Genomic DNA, 24006 nt, shown 5'->3' on the forward strand with positions numbered 1-24006 from the left:
AAGTTTGCTAGAAATATTACTAGTCAGTAAGGTTCCGGTCCCACTGACCGAATTGCGGCTCGAGAACGTGGTAGAGGTCGACGCCGACACCGCCGGCCTGACGCGTGTCGATCTCCACCCGGTGCAGATGTGTCGCCGAGTGTGCGACCCGCCCGGGCGAACCCCCAGTTGTGCTGCCAGCAGCAGGCGCCGGGGCCGTCCTGCAGTGCCCACTCGATGGTCTTCGAGTTCGTGTAGACGCCGACGAGCTGATGGCCGAGCACCGCCTCCCAGTCCCGCAGGAACGGCACGACCTGCTGTTTGTACTCCAGCATCGACGCGCCGCCGGTCCTGCGGTCGGACACACACCGGATAGCTCCGAGCGCTTCGGAAGCGCGGATGTCGGCCGCGCGGATCACTCCTTCCGCGTGATCGAGCAGGATTGCTGATCGGAGTGGCACAACCTGTGGAATTCCCTGCTCGGTCCCACGGCGAGTGGCCTGCGGTGCGGCGCGCCGGTTTCCTACCATGAACCATGCCCGTTGGTCGGGTCGGCGAGGATCCGACGTGAACGCCGCCGCTTCCGGTGCCTTCGCCAGGGCCTTTCTCACCGTGCCCGTATCGACTCTGCTTCGCGCCGGATTCGCGCTGACGGCGTGCGCGGCGCTGCTGGTCGCCTGCTCGGGATCGTCACCGGACGCCACCGACGGCCTGCGAGCGCCTGATCTGGAACCGTTGTCCGCCGTCGGCGACGGCGAGGGCGAACTCGACCTCATTGCCTGGGCCGGCTACGCCGAGGACGGCAGCAGCGACAGCGCGGTCGACTGGGTGACGCCGTTCGAGCAGCAGACCGGCTGCCGCACCACCGTCACGATCGGACACACCTCCGACGAGATGGTCGACCTGATGCGGACCGGCCGCTACGACGGAGTGTCGGCCTCCGGCGACGCCACGCTGCGGCTGATCCACGCCGGAGACGTGGCGCCGGTCAACACCGCGCTGGTACCCCACTACGAGACCATCTCGCCGTTCCTCAAGGATCAGCCGTGGAACTCGGTGGACGGCCGGATGTACGGCATCCCGCACGGGTGGGGCGCGAACCTGCTGATGTACAACATCGGCGTCGTGCGCGATGCGCCGAACTCCTGGGCGGCGGTGTTCGACGACGCGGCGGAGTATCGCGGCCGGGTGACCGCGTACGACTCCCCCATCTACATCGCCGACGCGGCGCTCTACCTGTCCAAGTCCCGGCCGGAACTCGGCATCGGCGATCCGTACTCGCTGACCGTCCCGCAACTCGACGCAGCCGCCGAGCTGCTCGAGGCGCAACGCGAGAACGTCGGGCTGTACTGGTCGGACTACACCACCGAGGTGCAGGCGTTCGAGTCGGGCGCCGCCGTGATCGGCACCACCTGGCAGGTGATCGCCAACACCATCGGCGCCAACAACCGGGTCCAGGTCAACACCGTGCTACCCAAGGAGGGCTCGACCGGCTGGTCGGACACCTGGATGATCTCGTCGAAGGCCGCGCATCCCAACTGCATGTACAAGTGGATGGACTGGATCGCCTCACCCGAGGTCAACGCCCAGGCCGCCGAGCACTTCGGCGAGGCACCCGCGCAATCCCTGGCCTGCGACCACACCACCGCATACGACTTCTGCGACCTCTACCACGCCACCGATGAGCAGTTCGCCGCGAAGATCCACTACTGGACCACACCGCAGAAGGAATGTGTGGACGGCAGTGGCGACGACTGCACCACCTACGACCAGTGGGTGGAGCGCTGGCAGCGCATCAGACGCTGAACCGGCACGCCTTGCTCAGCCGTGCGGCGGCCACTGCCCGTCTTGCAGGGCGCCCGGCGCCGTGGACACCATCTGACGGTGCAGCACCGCGTCGAGGTGGCCGACCACGAGCCGGGTGGCCAGCTCGCGAAAGTCCCGGACGATCTGCCTGTACTCCGGGAGCTGGCCGGGCCCGGGTTGGTGCGCGGGTCCGAACCTCGCCGTCAGGCATTCCTCCAGTGCGGTGACGACGGCCGCGGCCAGCACGTCGATGTCCTGTCGGGTCGATTCGACGATCCGCAGCAGCGCGCGGATGTAGAGCATCTGGTCCGCCGCGCGGGCGACGATCTCGCTGAGCACGGGGTCGGTGAGCGCGACGGCGCCGTCGACCCGCCGGGCCAGGCCCAGCTCGATCAGCCGTCGCGCCTCGTCGGAACCCACACCGATGTCGAGCGGCCCGTCCTTCCGCGGGACGGACGGGACCGGGGCGGCGGTGGGCGCGTCGGTTCGCGGCGCAGGCACCGCACGCTGCAGTCCGAGGATGTCGGCGAGATCGGCGCCGTCGCGCATGCCGGCGAAGAACTCGGCGATGTGGGCGGAGTTGAAGCCCCGCCGCAGGAGCTGATTGATGGTGTCCAGCTGCGCGAGGTGGGAGTCGTCGTACAACGCCGAACGGCCCGATCGGCGAGGCGGGTCGAGCAGCCCGCGCTCCCGGTAGGCACGGATGTTGCGGGCACTCACCCCCGACTGTTCGGCGAGTTCCTCGAGCCGGTATTCGCTCAACGCGTCGCACCTTCGTGCCGGCCATGCGGCAGGTGGTAGCCGGCATCGCGGTTCGTCATGCCGACACTGTACCCGTGAGACCGGTGCTGAGCGAACCCACGTGCGTTCCACTGAAACCTCGATCATGGCGCCGCTTTCTGTCCTTAATCTGCACATTTGTCAAAATAGCTGCGATTTACTGCACATCGACGTGCAGTTTCAGCCAACTCTCTAGGTCGACGAGCGATTCACCGTGAGTGACGTCACCGCACCGGGATTGGATTCCCCGGCCGGCGGTGGCCACCATGGAAGGCGGATATCGAGGATCGGCTCGACCGAGAGCCACGACGAAGGGTTTGGTGTGCGCCCCTGGATCGTGTGGGCCACCGGACTCCTGGCCTACATCGTCGCGGTGCTGGACCGCACCACTCTCGGCGTCTCCGGACTCGACGCCGCGGACCGGTTCACCGTGAGCCCCGGCGTGCTGTCCACGTTCGTCGTGCTGCAGGTGGTCGTCTACGCGGGCGCCCAGGTGCCCGCCGGTGTGCTGCTGGACCGGTACGGCTCCAAGGTGCTGATCCTCTGCGGCGCGGCGCTGATGGCGTCCGGTCAATTGGTGCTGGCGTTCTGCGAGTCCCTGCCGTCGGCGATCGCCGCCAGGGCGGTTCTCGGCCTCGGGGACGCGCTGACGTTCATCTCGGTGCTGCGCCTGGTACCGCACTGGTTCGCACCGCGACAGGTTCCGCTGGTCACCCAGCTCACCGGCATCTGCGGCCAGCTCGGGCAGGTGCTCTCGGCGGTGCCGTTCCTGGCCGTGCTCACCGGCACAGGCTGGACCGCGGCCTATACGTCGGTCGCCGCATTCGGTGTGCTGTCGATGGTGCTCACGCTGCTCGTCGTCAAGGACACTCCGTCGGGACGCGCCGGGCCGGCGAAGACCGCCACCCTGAGCGAGTTGGTGGGCAGCGTCAAGACGGTGTGGCTGCGGCCGGGCACGCGGCTCGGCTTCTTCACCCACATGGGCACGCAGTTCTCCGTGACGGTCTTCGCGCTGATGTGGGGGGTGCCGTACCTGACGGTGGCGCAGGGCCTGTCGGCCGGCATGGCCGGGACGCTGCTGAGCCTCTCGGTGGTCGCGGCGATCTCGGCGGGCGTGGTCATCGGCATCTTCACCGGCCGCCACCCGCATCGCCGGTCCCGCCTGGTGCTCGCCATCATCGGCAGCAACGCGCTGGCCTGGACGGTGGTGCTCGCGTTGCCCGGCCCGGCTCCCTTGTGGCTGCTGATACTGCTGGTCGTGGTCATCTCGGTCGGCGGACCGGGCTCGATGGTCGGCTTCGACTTCGCGCGGACCTTCAATCCGAGCGCCACGCTGGGCACCGCACAGGGCATGGTCAACATGGGCGGGTTCATCGCATCGCTGCTCGTGATGCAGGCGATGGGGATCATTCTCGACGCCACCGGCGGCTACTCGTTCGAATCGTTCCGGTGGGCGTGGACGGCGCAGTACGTGATCTGGGCGCTGGCCACCACCGGCATCCTCATCACGCGCAGCAAGACTCGGCGCAGGATGCGCCTGGAACAGGAGCGGATGCTCCTCGAGAGTTTCGAGGCGGATCCCGCGCCGGACCGGTGATCAGCGGTTGCGCGCGGACTCCCGCCGGTTGGCCTTCTTGATCGCCGACACCAGTTCGTCCTTGCTCATCGTCGACCGGCCGGAGATGTCGAGGCGCCGCGCCAGCTCGACGAGATGCTTCTTCGACGCGTTGGCGTCGACGCCTTCCGCGGTCTCGCCCTTGGCGTTCGGGCCGCCGCTGCGGGCACGCTGATCCGACGGTCCCTTGGCCGACTTGGCCTCCCAGTGGTCGCCGACCTTCTCGTAACTGTGCTTCAGTGCGCTGTAGGCCACCCGGTGGGCGCGCTCGCCCTCGCCGTACTCCTCGGCCGCCGAGTCGTGCGCCTTCGCGAAGGTGCGCTGCGCCTTGGCTTCCGACTTCTTCAGCGTGCTGGGCAGTTCACTCTTCTTGGCCTGTCCGCCCTTACCCGTCTTCGGCATGGTGACTCCTTTCGCCGTGTCCGGGTGGACTAGCCCGTCGGCGACGGGGTCAAACCGGTGGTCATGCCTCGCCGGCTGTCCTTGCCGCCGCAGGCACGCGCCGGTGCCCGGTGACCTCGTAGCCGACCACCACGACCACCGGCGCCAGCGTCACCGCCAGCAGGCACACCGCCATCGGCACGTCGGTCATCGCCAGCCACACCGCCACGGCCAGCACCGCGACTGCGCCCGTGACGAGGGCGCCGTGGAACAGGTCCCACGTGCGTGCCACCAGCCCGTAGATGGCGTACAGGCCGACCAGGTAGATGGCGACGGGCACCGCGACGGTGGCCACCGTCGGCGCGGCGCCGAGTTCCGAGTGGTGCTCGATGTAGTACGCGGCGGCGTGCAGGCCCGCGCCGGTGGCGACGATGGCGCCGAACACCGGAATGTGCAGGTAACCGAACCAGAACGACGTGCCGCGGTCGGCGTGCAGCAGATCGGCGTGCGGCACCAGGAAGTACACCCACCACATGCCGAAGGTCAGCCCGATGCCGGCGACCGCGACGAGCACCGCGTCGGTGGACCAGCCCTGGATCTCGACGGCCGCCGAGATCGACGCGACGGTGCCCACCACCCCCTCGCCCAGCGCGATGATCGCCAGCAGGCCGTAGCGCTCGACGATGTGGTGGACGTGCCAGGGGGTTCCGCCCATCCGCCGCTCGGCGATGAACGGGCCGGACAGCTCCACCGCGATCAGCACCACGGTGCACAGGAAGAACACCGCTACCGAGGTCTGTACGAAGATCTGTGCGGCCCAACCGATCTGGGCCACAGTCACGGCCACCGCATACGTCAGGCAGGCCTGACGCCGCGCGGGATCCTGGGAGGCCGCGCGCAACCACTGCCCCACCAGCGCGATCCGCATCACGATGTATCCGGCGACCAGGACCGCGTTGTCCACGTGACCGCCGTGCTCGATCGAGGCGAACATCTGCGGAAGGCCGAGGGCCAGGACGATGACGCCGACCATCTGCAGCATCGTCATCAGCCGGTAGATCCAGTCATCGGTGTCGAACGCCGAGGCGAACCAGCTGAAGTTGATCCACGCCCAGCAGATCGCGAACGTCGCGAACGCGAAGCCGGTCAGGCCCGCGGCGACGTGGTCCTCGGCGAGCAGGTGGGCGAACTGGGACGCGGCGATCCCGAACGCCACCACGAACGTGAGGTCGAACAGCAACTCCAGCGGGGTGGCCGCCCGGTTCTCCTGATGCGGGTCACGACCCACCATCCGGCGCAGCCGGTGCGCCGGTGTCGCAGTCCCGGCCACTGGCTCGGCGTCGCTCACGTGCCTGTCCTCTCCGTCGCCCGCGCCGCACCCGCAGGTAGTCCACTACGCATGCCGCCGCCGGCCCGCCTTCATACGCTGATCTCGACAGCAACGACCCGGGAGCCGGCGAATGATGAGTGCACTTGTCGTGATGTGCGTATCGGTCGCCACTGCACTGGCCGCACTGGGACTCTACGAGTTGCAGATGCGGTTGGAGCGCTGGGACCACGACCGGCACGCGGAGGACTGACGGCGCGAACCGCCTCATGCGGCGGTCGCAGGATCACTCCACGGCGAACGTCACACCGGGTCGAAGGACGAGATCAGCCACTTGCCGTCGATCTTGGTCAGGCCGACCTTGACGCTGCTGGCGGCGTACGCGCCGTCCGGGTTCTCCTTGCTCACCGTCGTCTGGTTGACGAAGATCAGCGCCACCGCCTTGTCGGGATGCATCTCTGCGAGTGCGCTCTGCGCCACCGACGCGCTGGTCTTGACTTGCTTCTGTTTCGCGGCGGGGGTGACGATCGTCTGCGTGAACTGGGTGTAGTAGTCCAGGAATTCACCGGTGAGGTGTGTCTTGGCGGCCGCGAAGTCCTGTTCGAGCGTCTCCGGCGAGTAGGACAGCAGGGCGACCGTTCCGGAGGTCGCGGCATCCAGCGCGACCTGGGCGGCGGCGGCATCCGTCTGCTGCTGCGGGCGGTACTGGAAGACGTACAGCCACGTCGCGAGCACAGCCGACAGGATCAGTGCGGCAGCGACACCGATCACGCCGATCCGCGCCCGCATTCCGCGCCGGGCCTTTCCGCCGCCGCGGCCCGACAGCTCGAGATGTTCCTCGAGCCGGTCGGCTTCGGTGGCGCCGCTCTCGGGCTCCGTCGCCGTCGTCTCCTCGTCGGCGATCACGGCGTCTTCGGAGTCGGTGTGTTCCCGGCTCGCCGAATCCTCGACCACGGCGGCCTCGTCGGTGTCGGTCTGGTCTTTGGTCACGGTACGAACTCGACTCTCGACATCTTCACCTGGTCGCCGTCGCGCTCCAGGTCCACCGACAACCGCCATCCGCGCGGGTCCTTGTTGGCCCCGGCCGCATTGGTGACGCGCGACGTCGCCGAAACGATCACGTTCGCAGTGTCCTCGGACATGGTCGTGACGGCCGCGGAGTTCACGGTGACCTCCGTGATCACCTTGGAGTCCTGCGCCACCTGGGCGAAGGTCTCCGCCTGCTGCTGGAAGTCTTCGCGGAACTTGCCGGTGGAATTGTCGATGATGCGCTGCACACCCTCTTCGGCCTTGTTGAAGTCCAGTGACATCAGGGTGACGACGGCCTGGCGGCCCGCCGCGGTGTACTCGGCGGCGAGTTGCGCGTCGCGCTCGGCCTGCCGGTGCTCGCGGATCATGTAGCCGCTGGCCGCCAGCAGCGCGAACGTGCAGAGCACGGCGAGGAACAGCGCGACGCCCTTCCAGGTCGGCAGCGGCACTCCCACGTGGAGCCGCCGGCGCGAACGCGTCTCGGCAACATCCTCCGCGGGAGCGTCGATGTCGACCGGCTCGTCCTCCGCGGCGGTGTCGTCGTCGGCCGCGGCGGCGTCGTTCGCCGCAGCGGTCCCGGCGGCGGGCGTCTCGCCCTCGTCCGGGACGGAGACGATCTCGTCGTCGTCGGCTGCGGCGGGTTCGTCGACGGGCTCGACGGCGAATGCTTCGACTTCCTGAGCCTGCCGGCGCAGCCGCAGCGCGCGCGCCCGTGCGCGGGCGGCGGCCACTGCCGCTTCCGCCTCGGCGGCTTCGGCCTCGGCTTCCTCGGCGAGGATCTGCGCGAGCGCCGGATCGGGCCGGTCCTGCGCGTCCGCGGGCGATGCCTTGTCCGTCGGCGGCCCGCTGACCGGAGCCGAGCCGGCGTCGGTGACCGACGCCTTACGCCTGAACGAAGGCACAGCGACCTCCTCGTCTTGTCTGTCTGACCGGTCCCACCTGACGCAGCCGGATGAGAATGGCGTTTACATTCTCGTTTGTCGACGCCACCCTACTCATCGCCGCTCGGCGCCGGCGCCGGCCTGCGTTCCCGGTTCGTCACCGACGTTCGCCGGAGAGCGCAGCTGGTCTTTCATGACCTTGCCCGTCGCGTTCAGCGGCAGTCGGTCCAGGAACTCCACCGAGCGCGGAACCTTGAAACCCGCCATCCGCTCCCGGCTCCACGCGATCAGTTCCTCGGCCGTCGGCGCCGGTGTCCGGTCGGAGCGGACGACGAAGGCCTTGCCGACCTGACCCATCCGCTCGTCGGGCACACCGATGACGGCGACCTGCGCGACCGCCGGGTGCTCGAGCAGGAAGCCTTCGATCTCGGCCGGGTAGGCGTTGAAGCCGCCGACGATGAACATGTCCTTCTTGCGTCCGACGATGCGCAGACGGCCGGCATCGTCGAGCGTGCCGAGGTCGCCGGTGTGCAACCAGCCGTCGGCGTCGATCGCCTCCGCCGTGGCGGCCGGGTCGTCGAGATAGCCCTGCATCACGCTGTAGCCGCGCACCAGGACCTCTCCGTCGTCGGCGATCGCGACCTCGATGCCGTCGCACGCGACGCCGACCGTGGTCGCGATGTCGGTGAACGAGTCACCGGGCCGCGACAGTGTGGCGGTGCCGCATTCGGTGAGGCCGTAGCCGGTGTTCACTGACGCGAAGGGCAGCTCGTCGTGGATGCGGCGGATCAGCTCCACCGGGATGTCCGACGCACCCGTCACCCCCGCGCGCAGCGTCGCCAGCCTCGACTTGTCCGGCACCGCGAGCAGCGAGTGATACAGCGTCGGCGGGCCCGGCAGCATCGTGATCCGCTCGCGCTCGATGATGTCGACCACGACGTCGACGTCGAACACCGGGATCGGCAGGATCGTGGCGCCGCGGATCAGAGAGGCGATGCACCCGGCCTTGTAGCCGAAGGTGTGGAAGAACGGATTGACGGCCAGGTAGCGGTCACCCTGGCGCAGATCGTTGAGGTCACACCACTCCTCGTACATCCGCAGCGTCTGCAGGTGGTTCATCATCACGCCCTTGGGGCGCCCGGTGGTCCCGGAGGTGTAGATGATGTCGGCGATGTCGGTGCCGCTGATCCCCCGTTCGAACGGGTCGCCGCTGTCGAGGAAGCCGGACTTCAGGTCGATCACCGGGACACCGGCGGGAGCGCCGTACTCGGTGCCGAGGAAACCCTGTTGCACCAGAACGGCCTTGGCGCCGCTGCGGCCGATGACGTCGGCCGCCTCGTCGGTCTTGAAGCGGGTGTTGACCGGGACAAGCACGCCGCCCGCGGTCACCAGTCCGAACGCGGCGATGATCCACTCGGCGGAGTTCGGGGCCCACACCGCCACCCGGTCGCCCTTGGCCACCCCGAGATCACGGAAGGCGCCCGCGGCGCGGCGGACCCGTTCGACGAGCTCGACATATGAGAGGCGCAGCGGACCGTCGACGACTGCTTCTGCGTCGCCGAAGCGGTCCGCCGCGCTGGCGACCATCTCGGGGATGGTCTGCCATTTGGGAACGTAGGTCACGTAGTGACGAGACGACCCAGGTTGCCGCCCATGATCTTCGCCTGGTCCTCCATCGAGAGATGCTCGAGTGCGGTGACGTAGTGGGTCGGCTCGGCCAGCCCCTCGGGGTGCGGCCAGTCCGATCCGTAGAGCACCTGGTCGACGCCGATCAGGTTGATCAGGTCGTCGATGCCCTCCTCGTAGAACGGGCTGACGTAGATCCGGTTCTTGATCTCCTCCATCGGGTTGCCCGGGAAGGCCTCCGGCGCCTTCTTGTAGACCTCGGACATGGAGTCCAGCAGCGGGAACATCCACTTCGATCCGGCCTCGACGATGCCCACCTTGAGCTTCGGGAACCGGAACAGCGCACCGTGGATGACCCACGAGGCCACGGCGTCCTGGATCGGGCGCCACTCGTTGAGGATGTTCATCGCGTTGGTCTGGAACGGCAGCATCTCCTGGGCAACGCCGTCCCACTCGGAGGTGTAGCGCGAGTAGCCGCTGTCGGAGGAGTGCATGCCGACGAAGATGTCGTAATCCACGCACTTCTGCCAGAACGGGTCGAACTCGGGCAGCGCGAAGGACCGCGGGCCGCGGAAGCCGGGCACCGGCGCCGGCCGGACCAGGATGGCGCGGGCGCCACGCTTGACCGCCCACTCCAGCTCCTCGATGGCCTTCTCCACGATCGGCAGCGTGATCACCGGGGTGACGAAGATGCGGTTCTGGTAGTTGAAGCCCCAGACCTCGTGCAGCCACTCGTTCAGCGAGTGGATGATGACGTGGATGGCCATCGGGTCGTCGCGCAGCCGCTCCTCGATGAGGCTGGCCAGCGTCGGGAACATCAGGCTCCGGTCGATGCCCAGCTCGTTCATCAGCTCGAGGCGCGGGCCGGGCTCGAAGAACGCCGGGATGGACCGCATCGGCTCACCGAACAGCTCCCGCTTGCTCTTGCCGTCCGGGTTGCCGAACTTGAAGTACTCCTCCCATGCACCGGGCTTCGCGACGTGCGAGAAGGTCGGATTGGGGATGTAGTTGCTGATCTGGCCCTTGATCGCGATCTTGGTGCGCCCGTTGACCTCGACGTACTGGACGACGTCCTTGTACTCCTTGGGGAGGTACTTGGTCATCGCCTCCGGCGGCTCGTAGAGGTGGTTGTCCGCGTCGAACAGCGGGAACGGGATATCGACCCGATGCGAGAGTTGTCCCATGAAATGCTCCTTTGCTTATTGGGAGAATCGTATTCTCATTCGGTTGTCGCTGCAACGCCCTGCGCAGCGGCGGTTGCCACTCGTCGGTGGATCTGCGCCCTGATGAGGACTTTCTGCACCTTGCCGCTGGCGGTGCGCGGGTAGTCCTCGCCCTCGGGAACCTCGTGCAACTCCTCCGGGCACTTCTGCCGCGCCACACCGGCCCGGCCGAAGTGGGTGCGGACCTCGTCGAGGCTGGGCATGGTCTGACCGGCCTTGATCCGCAACACCGCGGCGACGTGCTCGCCGAGCCGCTCGTCGGGCGCCGAGACCACCACCGCCTCGGCCACGGCGGGCATCGCCAGCAGCACCTCCTCGACCTCAAGGGCGCTGATGTTCTCCCCGCCGCGGATGATCACGTCGGCCTTGCGGTCGGTGATGGTCAGGTAGCCGTCCTCGTCGAGAACGCCGACGTCGCCGGTGTGGTACCAGCCGTCGGCGTCGAAGGCCTTCGCCGTCAGTTCGTCGTCGGTGTAGCCGAGGCACAGATCGGGCCCCCGCGAGAGGATTTCGCCCTCGTCGGTCAGCTTGATCTCCACCCCCGGTCGCACGTCGCCGTCGGTGTAGAGCCGCTTGGCCTCCGGTGCGGTGCGCCGCGATCCGGTGATCGACGGGTGTTCCGTGCTGCCGTAGGACCGGAAGACGAACAGTCCCATGTCGGCCAGCCGCCGGGTCACCGCGGCGGGCACGGTCGAGCCGCCGAGGCCCACGGTGCTGAAGTTGGCCATATGGGCGGGGGTGCACTTCGGGTGGTCGAGCAGGCTGGTGACGAAGTAGGGCGGGCCGCCGCCGATCGACAGTCCCTCGGTCTCGATGAGGTCGAGCACCTTGCCGGGATCCCAGACGTCGCACAGGTCGATCGGCGCACCCTCGAGCACCGGGATCAGGAAGGCGCCGACCATGCCGATGAAGTGGCCAACGGGTGTCGCCGTCAGCTGTCTGCCGCGGTCGGGCGGATAGTTCGCCAGCAGCTGGCGGGTCTCGAATCCGAGGGTCTGATGGCTGTGCACCACGCCCTTCGGATCGCGGGTGGTGCCGGAGGTGAACGCGATCAACGCGGGACTCGCCGGGTCGGTCGGCACGGTGCCGACCAGCGGCTCGTCGTCGAAGAGGGCGTCGAAGCCGTCGGTGCCGACCAGCCCGACGATCGGGACGTCGGCGCACAGGTCCGGCTGGAACTGCATGCGGCCGAACTCCTCGGCCGTGATGAAGACCCTGGGCCGTGCCGTACCCAGGATGTGTGTGAGCTCCTTGCGGCCGTAGAAGTGCACGATCGGCACGACGACCGCGCCGAGGAACGCCGAGGCCCAGAAGGCCACGGCGGCCTCCATCCAGTTCGGCAGCTGCAGGGCGATCACGTCGCCCGGGCCGACGCCGCGCCGCCGCAGTCCCGCCGCCAGTTGCCGCGCCCGCAGTTCGACGTCGGCGAAGGTGCCGGCATAGGGCCGGACCGACGAGTGCACCCAGAAGCCGGTGTCCGGGCTCGCGGTCAGACCGCCGGCGAGCATCTCACCGAGCGTCTCGCGGGTCCACCACCCTTCCGCCTCGTAGCGTTCGGTCAGCTCAACAGGGATGTTTCGCACGCTTGCCCAGCACCTCCAGCTCGTTGGCGATGCTATTCTCCGCTGGCGAGAATGCCAATACCGTGCTGGGAGAACGTCTGATGATCGACCTCGAGGTGACCGACGGACTTGCGGTGATCACCATCGACCGCCCGCACGCCCGCAATGCCATCTCCCTGGAGACGATGGGTCAGCTCGAGAAGGCGCTCGACGCCCTGGACACGACCGTCGACGCGCGTGCGCTGGCGATCACCGGCGCCGGTGACCGCGCGTTCGTCTCCGGCGGTGACCTCAAGGAACTCAGTGCCCTGCGCACCGAACTCGACGCCTCGGCGATGGCATGGCGGATGCGGGCGATCTGCGACCGGATCGCCGCCTTCCCCGGCCCGGTGATCGCGGCGCTCAACGGCCATGCCCTCGGCGGCGGCGCCGAGGTGGCGGTGGCCGCCGACATCCGGCTGGCGGCCGACGACATCAAGATCGGCTTCAACCAGGTGACGCTGGCGATCATGCCGGCCTGGGGCGGCGCCGAGCGGCTCGCCGCACTCGTCGGCAGGGGTCGTGCGCTGATGCTGGCGGGCGCGGGCACCGTACTCGAGGCGGCCGAGGCCGAACAGATCGGCCTGGTGGACCGGGTGCTGCCGCGCGCCTCCTTCGACGCCGAATGGCGCGCCGTCGCCCAGGCGCTGGCCACCGCGCCGGCCGCCGAGGTGAAACGGGTGGTCAACGGTGTCACCACCGCCGAGGCCGTCGCCGCCTTCGCCCGGCTGTGGGTCTCCGACGCGCACTGGCAGGCCGCGGACAAGGTGATGAAACGGGCGCGGTAGACCGCTCGCCGGAACATGTTCTCTCTAGACGAGAACGCCATTTCCAATTAATGTCAGCCACATGCACGGCGTCGCATAGGCGCTGGGCGACCCCGTCGACACAGGAGGACGTCATGGCGAAGGCGCTCGCGCCCGAGATCTCGACCTGGCCGGACAGTGAACCCCAGCTGATCGGCAGCACCTGCGGCGCCTGTGGCGCCACCGCCTTCCCGGTGCAGGCGCGCTGCCCGAAGTGCAGCAGCGCCGAGATGTCGGACGCGCTGCTGCCGCGGCAGGGCACGCTCGTCGCCTGGACCACCCAGGGCTTCCCGCCCGGCGCCCCCTACAAGGGGCCGACCGGCAAGGACTTCGTGCCGTTCGGCGTCGGCCTCGTCCAACTCGACGACGTCATCCGGGTGGAGGGCAGGCTCACCGAGAACGATCCGGCCAAGCTGCAGTTCGGGATGGCCGTCGAGCTGACGATGATCCCGTTCACCAAGGACGAGGACGGCGAGGAGATCATCACCTTCGCCTTCCAGCCGGTCTGACCCCGCGTACGAGAGGAACAGTCGAGACATGAACGACGTGGCGATCATCGGCGTGGGTCTGCACCCCTTCGGCCGGTTCGACAAGACCGCGATGGAGATGGGCGCCGAGGCGATCCAGAGCGCCCTGACCGACGCGAAGCTGGACTGGAAGGACATCCAGTTCGGCTTCGGCGGCAGTTACGAGGTCTCCAACCCCGACGCGGTCACCCGCCTGGTGGGTCTGACCGGCATCACCTTCACCAACGTGTTCAACGCCTGCGCCACCGCCGCCAGCGCCATCCAGCAGACCGCCGACACCATCCGGCTGGGCAAGTACGACATCGGCATCGCAATCGGGTTGGACAAGCACCCGCGCGGCGCGTTCACCGACGACCCGGCCAAACTCGCTCTGCCGCAGTGGTATGCGGAGAACGGGCAGTTCGTCACCACCAAGTTCTTCGGCATCAAGGCCAACCACTACCTGCACAAGCACGGCATCTCCGAGGAGACGCTGGCCCGCGTGGCCAACAAGAACTTCCGCAACGGCGCGATGAACCCGAATGCGTTCCGCCGCAAGGAGATCTCGATCGACGAGATCATGGCCTCACCGGTGCTCAATTATCCGCTGCGCCAGTTCATGTTCTGCGCTCCCGACGAGGGTGCGGCGGCGGTCATCATGTGCCGCGGCGACATCGCGCACCGCTACACCGACAAGCCGGTGTACGTGAAGGCAACGGAGATCCGCACCAGGACGTTCGGCGCCTACGAGGTGCACGCCACGTCCGCGCCGCTCGACGAGGATGTCTCCCCCACGGTGTACGCCGCCCGCGCGGCCTACGAGCAGGCCGGGATCGGACCCGAGGACGTCGATGTGGCGCAGCTCCAGGACACCGACGCCGGCGCCGAGGTGATCCACATGGCCGAGACGGGCCTGTGCGCCGACGGCGAGCAGGAGAAGCTGCTGGCCGACGGCGCCACCGAGATCGGCGGGTCGATCCCGGTCAACACCGACGGCGGCCTGATCGCCAACGGTGAGCCGATCGGCGCGTCGGGGCTGCGCCAGGTGCACGAGCTGGTGCGCCAGCTGCGCGGCGAGGCCGGCGACCGACAGGTCCCCGGGGAGCCAAGGGTCGGGCTGGCTCAGGTGTACGGCGCGCCCGGCACGGCGTCGGCCACCATCCTGTCGACCTGAACCCACCGTTGCCCTGCGGGTAGCCGATCGGCTACCGTGGCTGACTAGCCGACCGGCTAGGGCCGCGTTCAGCGCGACCCGCCCACCGTCGCAACGCATCGAGGTTCGATGACCCTCACCGAGACCGACAGCTCGCCGCGATCCGCCGACGTCACCACCCAGTCGGTCAGCCTGTGGGCCGCGCTGGCGGCCGCGGTGGTTCTCCTGGTCGCGTTCGTCGCCTTCCCCGGCTTCTTCCCGCCGATGTCGCCCACACTGCCGGCCGAGGAGGTCGCGGCGTTCTACCGGGATAACGCCGCGATGATCCGGTTCAGCATGATCACGTTCAACCTCTGCGCGATCATGCTGCTGCCGTTGTTCCTGGTGATCGTCGTCCAGATGAAGCGGATGGCGGGCCAGAGCCATGTGCTCGCTTACTGCTACCTGACCGCGGTCGTCAGCGGCGCAACGATTTTCGCGCTCGCCGACATCTTCTACCTGGTGGCCGCGTTCCGTCCGGATCGCGGGCCCGAGCTGGTGCAGCTGCTCAACGACATGGCCTGGATCATCTTCATCGCACCGGTCGGCATGCTGGTGGCCCAGAACCTGCTGCTGGCGCTGGCCGTGTACTTCGACAGCGGTCCGCGGCCGGTGTTCCCGCGCTGGGTCGGGCACTACTCGCTGGCGACGGCGCTGGCGATGGCGCCCGCCGCGGCCGCAGCGGTGGTCACCACCGGACCACTGGCCTGGGACGGTGTGGTGTCGTTCTGGCTGCGCAACGGCGCGTTCGCCGCCTTCGTGGTGGTGATGTTCTTCGTGCTGCGCTCCGTCCTGCGCAGGCAGGCCGCCGAGGAGCGCGACGCGGCGGTGCCCGCCCGATGAGCACGGTCACCTCCCGCGCCGAGCGGCCTCCGGAGCAGCCCGGCGAGGCCGCTCAGGTACGACCGTCGGCGGGCAAGCGCGACATCTGGATCGTGTTCTGGATCGTGCCCGCGTTCTACACCGCGTTCGGCGTCATCTTCTTCGCGCTGGCGCGCACCATGCCCCCGCCGCGGCCCGACGTCACCACCGCACAGAAGGCCGAGTTCTTCGCCGCGCACCAGCTGACCATCCAGATCGGCTTCGGGCTGCTCATCCTGATCGTCGGCGGCGCGGGGGTGGCCAACGGGATCGTCGTCTACCACATGAAACGGATGACGGCCGGCTCGGTCTGCGCGTATCTCTACATGGGCGGCATGGCCGTCGGTGCGTTGCCCGGCTGCCTGCTGGTGGCGTTCTGCTTCCTGACGGCGGCGCTGCGGCCCGACCGCGACCCCGAACTGCTGGCGCTGCTCTACGACCTCGGCTGCCTGTCCTACGTCGGATCGCTCGGCTGCTTCGCCGCGGCCTACTTCGGCTTCGCGATCGCCATCCTCTACGACCGCAACGGCGTCTTCCCCAAGTGGCTGGCCTACGTCACGGTCTGGCAGATCGTCACCGAGATCATGGCGGCGCCGCTCTTCGTGGTGGGCGCCGGGCCGTTCTCCTGGAACGGGTCGATGGCCTTCTGGTCCGGGACGCTGATCTTCGGTTTCTGGCTGTCGTGCGTCATCTTCTTCCTCCGCAAGGCCACCGAGGAACAGCCCGCCGACGAACTGCCGCTGGACTGAGGCCGGCCATGACAGACACCCGACAGGACGCCGTGACCGCTCCCGCCACCGGCACGCGACCGCACCTGCCCGGCGACGGCGCGATGTGGGTGATGGTGCTGGGCGACCTCATCATCTTCGGCGCCTACTTCGTGATCTTCATGGTGCACCGGGCGATGGCGCCGCAGGAGTACCTGCACGCCCAGCAGGACCTCACCCTCAACGTGGGTGTGCTCAACACGCTTGTACTGCTGACGAGTTCGTGGTTCGTCGCCCGCGGCGTGGTGGCGGCGCGGTCGGGCGACCCGTTCGCCGCCCTGCGGTGGACGTACGGAGGCGCGGTCTGCGGCGTGTTGTTCATCGGCGTCAAGGCCTATGAGTGGTCGGTCAAGATCGCTGCGGGCCACACGTTGGGCAGCGGCGAGTTCTGGTCGTTCTACTACATGCTCACCGGCATCCACCTCTTCCACGTCGCCCTGGGCCTGCTGATCATCGGCATCGTCGTCCGCGAGCTGCGCGACCCGCACCGCCGCCGGATGTCGATGGTCGAGTCCGGCGCCGTCTACTGGCACATGGTCGACCTGCTGTGGATCGTCATCTTCGCCCTGCTCTACGTGATGAGGTGACTCCGTGACCATCGACGCTTCCCCGGCCGCCGCTTCGAGGGCGTCGGCTGACCGGGCGGTCACGGTCGCCTGGATCGTGCTGTCGGCGATCACCGTCGCGTCCTGGTGGCTCGCACCCGCCCACGGCGACCACGACGCGGTGGCCAGCATCCCCTTCACGCTGGCGGTGATCGCGCTGGGATTCATCAAGGGCCGGTTGATCATCCGGTACTTCATGGAGGTCAGAGACGGGCCGCGGTGGCTGCGCTGGGCCACCGACGCGTGGCTGGTGGCGCTGTGGGCCGCGGTGCTGGCGATCTATCTGTACTGAGCGGCTCGGGCAAACGGCGCTATCTCTGGAAGTCCTGTTCTAATATTCGATAATGCTGTTTCCGATCCGGCCCGCCGTCGCGACCGCCGCGGCGTTCGCCGCCATGATGTCGATGGTCGGTTCGGCCAACGCCCAGCCCGCACCGCCGCCGCCCCGGGTGATGCATCACGTCAAGTACACCGTCTTCACCGAGGTGCCGGTGCCCGAGGCGGAGATCTACTACCGCAACGTCGATCCCCCGAACTGGGCGGAGTACAGCCACAACTCGTACAAGTTCAGCCCGAAGACCTGGGCGGCCCTCGGGCCGGACCAGATGTGGACGCTGGACGTCATGCTCGCCGATCCGGATCAGTGGGCCATGGTCACGGCCACCACGTTCTACACGACCGAGCACGCGAACTTCCACTGCGTTCTCGCCGTCGACGGGGTCGTGGTCAAGACAGATGCCGGCCCCAAGGGCGCGCTCTGCTCAATCCGCCCCTGGTGAATCGACGGGCACCGGCTCCCCCTCGATCGCCCGGATCTGGTCTTCGAGGAACGACACGATCTCCGAGTGGCCCAGTGACATCCCCAGGCTGCGCTCGAACACCAGGACCTGTGACGCGCCGGTCGCGAAGAACGTCCACACCACGGCAGGCACCGTCGAGGTGTCCACGCCGTAGTTCTGCAGCACCACCTTCATGGCCTTCGTCTGTTCCTCACGGGCCCGCTGCGCGTACAGCGCGATCTCGGCGTGCAATGCCTTGCGGTGATTCGCCAGGCCCATGAATTCGAGCGTCAGGCGGGTCGCCGACGGATCTGTCATGAAGCGCCACAGCGCCCACAGCGGCTGCGGCGACGCCAGCGCCCGCGCCTGTGCCTCCAGACCCTGCTCGGCACGACGCCGGAACAGCGCCAGGAACAGCTCGTCCATGGTGCGGAAGTAATAGTGCACCAGCTGCGGTTTGAGGTCGGCCTTCTCGGCGACGCGCCGCGACGTCACCGCCGCGTAGCCCTCGTCGATCATCAACTGCTCGGCGGCCTCGAGCAGTACGACCCGGTTCCTGGCGTCGGGCGCCCCGATCCGGCGCGGAGAAGCCACGTCGCAACACCTTCCGTCGGAATGACTGGTGGACACCGGGATAGTAGCCGCCGCCGGGCGCTGTGACCTTGACCACGACCCTACGGCATGCTAAGCAGATGCTCAGCACTTTCAGCCCAGAGCGCCGACTCCCTGTCGCGCCACCGCAGTGTTCAGTTTCTCGAAGGGACGCCCCCAGATGACCGACTACGACACCATCGACTACTTCACCGATCCGTCGCTGGTGCCCGATCCGCACCCGTACTACGACCACATGCGCAGCAAGTGCCCCGTCCAGCCCGAGCCGCACTACGGCGTGCTGGCCATCACCGGCTACGAGGCTGCCAACTCGGTCCTCAAGGACAGCGACACCTTCTCCTCCTGCATCGCGCTCGGCGGCCCGTTCCCGCCCCTGCCGTTCACCCCGGAGGGCGACGATCTGACCGCGCAGATCGCCGCCAACCGGTCGCAGCTGCCGATGTTCGAGCACATGGTCACCATGGACCCGCCCGAGCACACCGACGCCCGGTCGCTGCTGAACCGGCTGCTGACCCCCAAGCGGCTCAAGGAGAACGAGGACTTCATGTGGCGCCTCGCCGATGAGGTGCTCGACGACTTCATCGAGGCAGGCTCGTGCGAGTTCCTGTCCTCGTACGCCAAGCCGTTCTCACTGCTGGTGATCGCCGACCTGCTCGGTGTCCCCGAGGAGGACCACGAGGAGTTCCGCAACGTGCTGGGCGCCCCGCGTCCGGAGACCCAGGTCGGCCGACTGGACGGCTCCAACGTCGGCCTGAACCCGCTCGAGTGGCTCGACGACAAGTTCATCTCCTACCTCGCCGAACGCAGGAAGAACCCGCGCAACGACGTCCTGACCGGGCTGGCGACGTCGAAGTACCCGGACGGGTCGACGCCGGAATTGATCGAGGTGGCCCGTTCGGCGACGTTCCTGTTCGCCGCTGGCCAGGAGACCACCACCAAGCTGCTGTCCGCCTCCATGCGGGTGCTCGGCGACCATCCCGAGATCCAGCAGGCACTGCGCGAGGACCGCAGCCGCATCCCGACATTCGTCGAGGAGTCGCTGCGGATGGACGCCCCGGTGAAGAGTCAGTTCCGGCTCGCCAAGAAGCCGGCCAAGGTCGGCGACACCGAGGTGAAGACCGGCACCATCGTGATGGTCTGTCCGGGTGCGGTCAATCGCGATCCCAACCGCTTCGACGATCCGCACGAGTTCCACCTCGACCGCAAGAACGTCCGCGAGCACATCGCCTTCGGGCGCGGCGTGCACTCCTGCCCGGGCGGGCCGCTGGCCCGTGTCGAGGGCCGGGTGTCCATCGAGCGCCTCCTCGACCGGATGGCCGACATCACCATCGACGAGGAGAAGCACGGGCCGGCCGATGCCCGCCGCTACGAGTACGAGCCCACGTTCATCCTCCGCGGCCTGACTGAGATCAACATCAAGTACACGCCCGTGTCGTGATCGGTGCCGCCGCTGCCCCTTTCAGGGGGCGGCGGCGCTCACTCGGTGCCGCGCAGAGGCAGATCGCCGCGCTCCCAGTAGGCGCGGTTGTTCATCGCGACACAGGTGAGGAACAGACCGTCCGGAGCCTGTGCGACCTCGCCGACGAACTCCGGGCACAGGTCGTACAGGTTCTTCACCCCGTGCATCTCGGGTGACCGGAACCAGCGGGGTTCGTACCGCCGGGCGGAACCGCAGAACACCAGACGGCCCCAGGACGTCACGCCGAACGCGTAGTAGGTGCTGTTGTTGCAGTAGGAGCCGAGCACGATGTTGGGTGCGATACCGGGTGTGCAGTTCGGGTTGTTGCACGGCGCCCCGGCCGGCGGTATCGGCGGAGGGATCTGCGGCTGTGCCGCTGCCTGCGGCGCCATCAGGGTCGCCGCCGCCACCACCGGAGTTGCCCACGCAGCAAGTACCGCGACGATCGATCGCATCAGATCATCTTCACACAAGGAGTAATCAAATTCTCGCTTTCGGAGAGCCAAGCTCCAGCAGCGAATTATGCTGGTGGCCATGCGCGTAGACCGAGTGCTCGGCACCATGGCGATGTCCGTGGCAACCCTCTTTGGCGGCGTCGTCGCGGCAGCTCCCGCGGACGCCGCACGGGAGGTCGCGCTCAACGGCACCTACCGGGTGTTCTCCGACGGTGAATGGGCACGCCGCGACGAAGTTCTCTTCGACGTGCCCAGTGAGACCCAGACCTGGACCGTGAACACCAGCTGCGTCAGTCCGATCGAGTGCACCGGCACGGTGACCAGCAGTCTCGGCTGGACAGGCTCCGCCCGCCTCGACGACTTCTGGTTCATCGAGCACGACATCCCGAAGTGGGCGCCGTGCCCCGACGGCACCTTCGCGCGCGCGCACCAGACGTTCCTCATCTTCGGCTTCGACCCGGTGACCGAGGAGCGCGTCGTGTCGGCGGAGTTCCTCCAGGGCCGCAACATCACCAAAGCGCCGAGCGGGTCGTGCGGCCGTAATGCGGTTCTCGACTTCGAGCTGCCCGTACGGGTCGAGCGCATCAGCCGCTGACCGGACGCACCACCGGGGCGCCGCCTGCGCGGTTCCGCGGGACCGCCGCGACGTGCAGCGGCTCCGCGGGCGAGATCAGCTCGGCAGCATGTCCTTCCACGACTTGTCCGCACCGACGAGGTTGGTCTGCGTCCGCAGTTGCCCGTCAGCCGTGAGGTACTGACCGGTGCGCGGATCGTAACGCTGGAATGCCACCGCAGGCCCGTCACCGTCGAACGCACTGGGGGTGGCCGGTACCGCCCCGTCCGCGGGCAGAAGTGCCGGCGGCGACGGTGCGTCCGGCGGCGGCGCGATCGGAGTTCCGTTGAGCGAGTTGCCTGCCGGCGGCGGTGGTGGCACCGGGGCTTGCGGCAACGCGGGTTGCGCGGGCGCCATGGGTGCGGGCGCCGCATCCGGTGGCGACGCGCCCGGTGGCGGCTGCGGGGTGAACGCGCCGGGAGGCGTTCCCGACGGCACTGCACCCGGCGGCAACGGTGTCCCCTGGACCGGAGCGTAGATCCGCTCGTTGAAGTCCACGATGTCGTGCGGCGGCAGCCCGTTCTTGATCAGGTTCGGATCGAACGCATAGGGCCCGGTGTAGTGCTGGCGGATCACCTGCGGGACGAAACCGCGTGGGTCGTTGCATAATTCGACTGTCGGGGCGCGCTTGCCGGGTTTGCCCTGGCACGGGTAGTTGCGCGCACCGCGGACGTTGATCGGGGAGTCCTGCGGCAGCTTGCAATACAGGCCGTCAGGCGTGTCGATCGACGTCTCGTCCTCCGGAGATCGCCACTGCGACGGCGGCAGGAATCCGACGGTGCAGGGCGGCGGGTCGCTGATCGTCAGCGCGAAGTCGGCGAACGGCAGGCCGGTGGGGTTCTTGTTGGGTAGGCCGAATGACTGCTGTGCCGCGATGATTCCCGGGAACATCACGATCAGCTGTTCGAGCGACCGGTTGTAGGTGACCAGCACCTGTCCCACCGTGGTGAGGTTGGCCAGCAGGGTCGGCAGGGTCGGCTTCACCTGCTCGAGCAGTGCGCTCACCTCCTGCGCGAAGCCTGGACCGCGCTCCAGCAAGGTGCGGATCTCCGGGTCGTTCTGCTCGAGTTGACCGGTGACGCCGGCCAGGCTGCGAGCCCATGTCCGAATGGAATCCGTGGTCTCCGCCTGGGATTCGAGCAGCGGCTTGGCATCGTCGACCAGGGTGCGCGCCTCACCGGAGGCGCCGCGCACGTCCGTCGACAGTTTGGCCGCCGAGTCGAGCAGGGATTGGAAGTCGGGACCTGCTCCGTTGAAGGCCTTGAACGCCTCGTCGAGGAGGTCGGCGATGCGGTCTCCCGGGATGGATTCGACCAGCGAGCTGAGCTCGTCGAGGACCGGCCCGACGGGCTGCGGGATCGTGGCGTCGCGCACCGAGATCCGTGATCCGTCGGTCAGGTACGGGCCGGAGTCGGTCCGGGGTCGTAGGTCGACGTACTGCTCGCCGACGGCCGAGACGCTGCGCACCTCGGCCTCGAGATCGGCGGGGATCTTCGGCGACGTCTCCAACGAGAGAACCGCCTCGGCGCCGTTCTCGGTCAGATTCACCGAGGTCACCTTGCCCACCTGAACGCCGCGGTAGGTCACGTTGCTGAACTGGTACAGGCCGCCGCCGGCAGGGAGCTCGAGGGTCACGGCCAGGCGGCCGATTCCGAGCAGAGTCGGCACCTGCATGTAGGCGAACACCATCACCCCCACCCCGACCACCGAGGCGATGGTGAAGATGATCAGCTGCGTCCGAACGAACCGGGTGAGCATCAGCCACCTTCCGAGGTCGGCGGGAGCGCTTCGGCGGGCGCAGGCGCCGGAACCGCTGGAGGCGGTGGCGCCGCGGGGCCGAACGGCCCCGCGAAGATCTGTCCCGGCGCAATGCTCTGCGCTGAGGGTGCCCAGGGATTGGCCGGCGGTGGCGGTGTGACGGGCAGCAGCGGTTCGGCCACGGCGGGCATGGGCGCCACCTCACCCACCTCACCCGCGGGTGCGGCCGGCGCGTCAGGCGAATCCCGCTGCGGCGGAGCCACACCGATGGCCATCGGATCGTAGGAGTAGTTGAGGTAGTAGGGGTCACCCGGGGCCGGGATGAGCTTGGCCTCCTGGTCCTCCCATCGGGTACCGAGCAGCAGCGACCGCTTGAACTTCGGGTAGGTCAGGTCGAAGGTGGCGAAGAGGTTGATGTAGTCGCCCTTGGTGATCCGGTCGGCGAAGGTCGGACCGTACGGGAACGCGGTGGCCCACAGCAGTGCGAGGTTCAGGTCAGGTCCGATGTCGGCGATTCTCTGCAAGGCGGGCTCGAGGTTCTGCAGATTGGTCACCAGGTCGTCGCCCGCGTTGTTCACCAGGGTGGTCGCGGTGTCGCTGAACGTACCCAGCTTCTCCAGGGCCGTGGTCAACGTGGGCCGCTCCTTGATCAGCACATCGAGGGCGGGCGGAATGTCCTTGAGAGCGCGGCTGATCATGTCGCGCTGTCCGGCGAACCGGCCCGCGAGTTGGTTCAGCTGCTGTATCGACGCGATGATGTTCGCCCGCTGCTCGTCGAGCACACCGACGAAGTTGTCGAGGCGGGTGAGCAGTTCGCGGATCTCCGGCTCGCGCCCGGACAGTGCGCGGCTGGCGTTGTGGATCACGTCGCCGATCTGTCCGAGCCCGCCCCCGTTGACGACCGCGGCGAGCGACGACAGCGTGCGCTCGGTGGACGGGTAGGTCGACGAGTCGGTGAGCGGGATGGTGGTACCGGGCTGCAGCCGTCCCTCCGGGCTCTCACCCAGTGGGGTGTTCAGCGCGAGGTGCATCGAGCCCAGCAGGCTGGTCTGCCCCACGGTGGCCACCGCGTTGGCGGGCACCACCACGTCGGGCTTCACCGAGATCTCGACGTCGGCATGCCAGTTCTTGACCGTCATCTTCCCGACGCTGCCCACCACGACGTCGTCGATCATCACCGGTGAATTGGATTCCAGGGTGCCGACATTGGGCACCTCGACCTGATATGTGACGGCGTCGGGTCCGCGGCCGTCCGCGCCTGGCAACGGCAGTGAGTTGACGCCCTGGAACGAGCACCCGGACAGCGTCAGCACCGCACAGGACGCGATCGCGGCGCGCCGCATCG

The 24006-nt window shown here is 68.1% G+C and carries 24 protein-coding genes and 1 pseudogene; 12 read left to right on the forward strand and 13 right to left on the reverse strand.

What is annotated here, in order from left to right; translation table 11 throughout:
* Positions 1-19: 19 nt before the first annotated feature.
* Positions 20-509, reverse strand: a pseudogene (locus tag O6P37_RS07465) (glycoside hydrolase domain-containing protein).
* 97 nt (positions 510-606) lie between these two features.
* Here O6P37_RS07465 and O6P37_RS07470 point away from each other — a divergent pair.
* A complete protein-coding gene (locus tag O6P37_RS07470; RefSeq protein ID WP_408633131.1) occupies positions 607-1785 on the forward strand; it encodes an ABC transporter substrate-binding protein in 1179 nt (392 codons plus the stop codon).
* A 15-nt stretch (positions 1786-1800) separates the two neighbouring features.
* On the opposite strand, the gene O6P37_RS07475 is transcribed toward O6P37_RS07470, so the two are convergent.
* Positions 1801-2547 (reverse strand): MerR family transcriptional regulator, encoded by a 747-nt coding sequence (locus O6P37_RS07475; protein ID WP_269893454.1) that lies wholly within the window; start codon positions 2545-2547, stop codon positions 1801-1803.
* Positions 2548-2887: 340 nt separating this feature from the next.
* Here O6P37_RS07475 and O6P37_RS07480 point away from each other — a divergent pair, with 340 nt between their 5' ends.
* Positions 2888-4162 (forward strand): MFS transporter, encoded by a 1275-nt coding sequence (locus O6P37_RS07480; protein WP_269893455.1) that lies wholly within the window; start codon positions 2888-2890, stop codon positions 4160-4162.
* On the opposite strand, the gene O6P37_RS07485 is transcribed toward O6P37_RS07480, so the two are convergent.
* The 7 genes from O6P37_RS07485 to O6P37_RS07515 all read right to left on the reverse strand — a co-directional run bounded on the left by O6P37_RS07485 (position 4163) and on the right by O6P37_RS07515 (position 12230).
* A complete protein-coding gene (locus O6P37_RS07485; protein WP_269893456.1) occupies positions 4163-4582 on the reverse strand; it encodes a ChaB family protein in 420 nt (139 codons plus the stop codon).
* A gap of 61 nt (positions 4583-4643) precedes the next feature.
* The gene (locus tag O6P37_RS07490; RefSeq protein ID WP_269893658.1) at positions 4644-5852 is read right to left on the reverse strand and encodes a low temperature requirement protein A; all 1209 of its coding nucleotides are present in this window, start codon (positions 5850-5852) and stop codon (positions 4644-4646) included.
* A gap of 339 nt (positions 5853-6191) precedes the next feature.
* Positions 6192-6842, reverse strand: coding sequence for a hypothetical protein (locus tag O6P37_RS07495; protein WP_408633132.1), 651 nt, complete (start codon positions 6840-6842; stop codon positions 6192-6194).
* Between the two features lie 32 nt (positions 6843-6874).
* Positions 6875-7819: a hypothetical protein gene (locus O6P37_RS07500; RefSeq protein ID WP_269893458.1), complete on the reverse strand. Its 945-nt coding sequence runs from the start codon at positions 7817-7819 to the stop codon at positions 6875-6877.
* Between the two features lie 93 nt (positions 7820-7912).
* Positions 7913-9421, reverse strand: a complete 1509-nt coding sequence (locus O6P37_RS07505) for a FadD3 family acyl-CoA ligase (RefSeq protein WP_269893459.1) — start codon at positions 9419-9421, stop codon at positions 7913-7915.
* The gene (locus O6P37_RS07510) at positions 9418-10608 is read right to left on the reverse strand and encodes an amidohydrolase family protein (RefSeq protein WP_269893460.1); all 1191 of its coding nucleotides are present in this window, start codon (positions 10606-10608) and stop codon (positions 9418-9420) included. Before O6P37_RS07510 ends, O6P37_RS07505 begins: the two co-directional genes overlap by 4 nt.
* A 35-nt stretch (positions 10609-10643) precedes the next feature.
* Complete coding sequence (locus O6P37_RS07515) at positions 10644-12230, reverse strand: AMP-binding protein (protein WP_269893461.1); 1587 nt, start codon at positions 12228-12230, stop codon at positions 10644-10646.
* Positions 12231-12310: 80 nt separating this feature from the next.
* Here O6P37_RS07515 and O6P37_RS07520 point away from each other — a divergent pair, with 80 nt between their 5' ends.
* The 8 genes from O6P37_RS07520 (at position 12311) to O6P37_RS07555 (ending at position 17764) form a co-directional block, all read left to right on the forward strand.
* Positions 12311-13036 (forward strand): enoyl-CoA hydratase/isomerase family protein, encoded by a 726-nt coding sequence (locus O6P37_RS07520; RefSeq protein ID WP_269893659.1) that lies wholly within the window; start codon positions 12311-12313, stop codon positions 13034-13036.
* Between the two features lie 113 nt (positions 13037-13149).
* On the forward strand, positions 13150-13563 hold the full coding sequence (locus O6P37_RS07525; protein ID WP_269893462.1) for a Zn-ribbon domain-containing OB-fold protein: 414 nt from the start codon (positions 13150-13152) through the stop codon (positions 13561-13563).
* Between the two features lie 28 nt (positions 13564-13591).
* Positions 13592-14734 carry a thiolase family protein gene (locus O6P37_RS07530; RefSeq protein ID WP_269893463.1) on the forward strand — a complete coding sequence of 381 codons (1143 nt, stop codon included), beginning with the start codon at positions 13592-13594 and terminating at the stop codon, positions 14732-14734.
* A 108-nt stretch (positions 14735-14842) separates the two neighbouring features.
* Entirely contained in the window at positions 14843-15595 is a 753-nt protein-coding gene (locus O6P37_RS07535) for a hypothetical protein (RefSeq protein ID WP_269893464.1), read from the forward strand.
* The gene (locus tag O6P37_RS07540) at positions 15592-16362 is read left to right on the forward strand and encodes a hypothetical protein (protein ID WP_269893465.1); all 771 of its coding nucleotides are present in this window, start codon (positions 15592-15594) and stop codon (positions 16360-16362) included. Before O6P37_RS07535 ends, O6P37_RS07540 begins: the two co-directional genes overlap by 4 nt.
* An 8-nt stretch (positions 16363-16370) precedes the next feature.
* On the forward strand, positions 16371-16967 hold the full coding sequence (locus O6P37_RS07545; protein ID WP_269893466.1) for a cytochrome c oxidase subunit 3 family protein: 597 nt from the start codon (positions 16371-16373) through the stop codon (positions 16965-16967).
* A gap of 4 nt (positions 16968-16971) precedes the next feature.
* Positions 16972-17277: a cytochrome C oxidase subunit IV family protein gene (locus O6P37_RS07550; RefSeq protein ID WP_269893467.1), complete on the forward strand. Its 306-nt coding sequence runs from the start codon at positions 16972-16974 to the stop codon at positions 17275-17277.
* 52 nt (positions 17278-17329) lie between these two features.
* Complete coding sequence (locus O6P37_RS07555) at positions 17330-17764, forward strand: hypothetical protein (RefSeq protein ID WP_269893468.1); 435 nt, start codon at positions 17330-17332, stop codon at positions 17762-17764.
* Here O6P37_RS07555 and O6P37_RS07560 read toward each other — a convergent pair.
* On the reverse strand, positions 17747-18358 hold the full coding sequence (locus O6P37_RS07560; protein WP_269893469.1) for a TetR/AcrR family transcriptional regulator: 612 nt from the start codon (positions 18356-18358) through the stop codon (positions 17747-17749). The two genes, O6P37_RS07555 and O6P37_RS07560, sit on opposite strands and share 18 nt — an antisense overlap.
* 178 nt (positions 18359-18536) lie before the next feature.
* On the opposite strand from O6P37_RS07560, the gene O6P37_RS07565 reads away from it, so the two are divergent.
* Entirely contained in the window at positions 18537-19814 is a 1278-nt protein-coding gene (locus O6P37_RS07565) for a cytochrome P450 (RefSeq protein WP_269893470.1), read from the forward strand.
* Between the two features lie 38 nt (positions 19815-19852).
* Here the strand turns inward: O6P37_RS07565 and O6P37_RS07570 are convergent, their stop codons facing one another.
* A complete protein-coding gene (locus tag O6P37_RS07570) occupies positions 19853-20290 on the reverse strand; it encodes a hypothetical protein (protein ID WP_269893471.1) in 438 nt (145 codons plus the stop codon).
* 79 nt (positions 20291-20369) lie between these two features.
* On the opposite strand from O6P37_RS07570, the gene O6P37_RS07575 reads away from it, so the two are divergent.
* Positions 20370-20885: an Rv2253/PknI dimerization domain-containing protein gene (locus O6P37_RS07575; RefSeq protein ID WP_269893472.1), complete on the forward strand. Its 516-nt coding sequence runs from the start codon at positions 20370-20372 to the stop codon at positions 20883-20885.
* Between the two features lie 75 nt (positions 20886-20960).
* Here the strand turns inward: O6P37_RS07575 and O6P37_RS07580 are convergent, their stop codons facing one another.
* A complete protein-coding gene (locus tag O6P37_RS07580) occupies positions 20961-22661 on the reverse strand; it encodes an MCE family protein (protein WP_269893473.1) in 1701 nt (566 codons plus the stop codon).
* Positions 22661-24004, reverse strand: coding sequence for an MCE family protein (locus tag O6P37_RS07585; RefSeq protein WP_269893660.1), 1344 nt, complete (start codon positions 24002-24004; stop codon positions 22661-22663). Before O6P37_RS07585 ends, O6P37_RS07580 begins: the two co-directional genes overlap by 1 nt.
* Positions 24005-24006 lie beyond the last annotated feature (2 nt).

The organism is Mycobacterium hippophais (assembly GCF_027529605.1).
In the GTDB taxonomy this organism is placed as follows: Bacteria; Actinomycetota; Actinomycetes; order Mycobacteriales; family Mycobacteriaceae; genus Mycobacterium; species Mycobacterium arseniciresistens.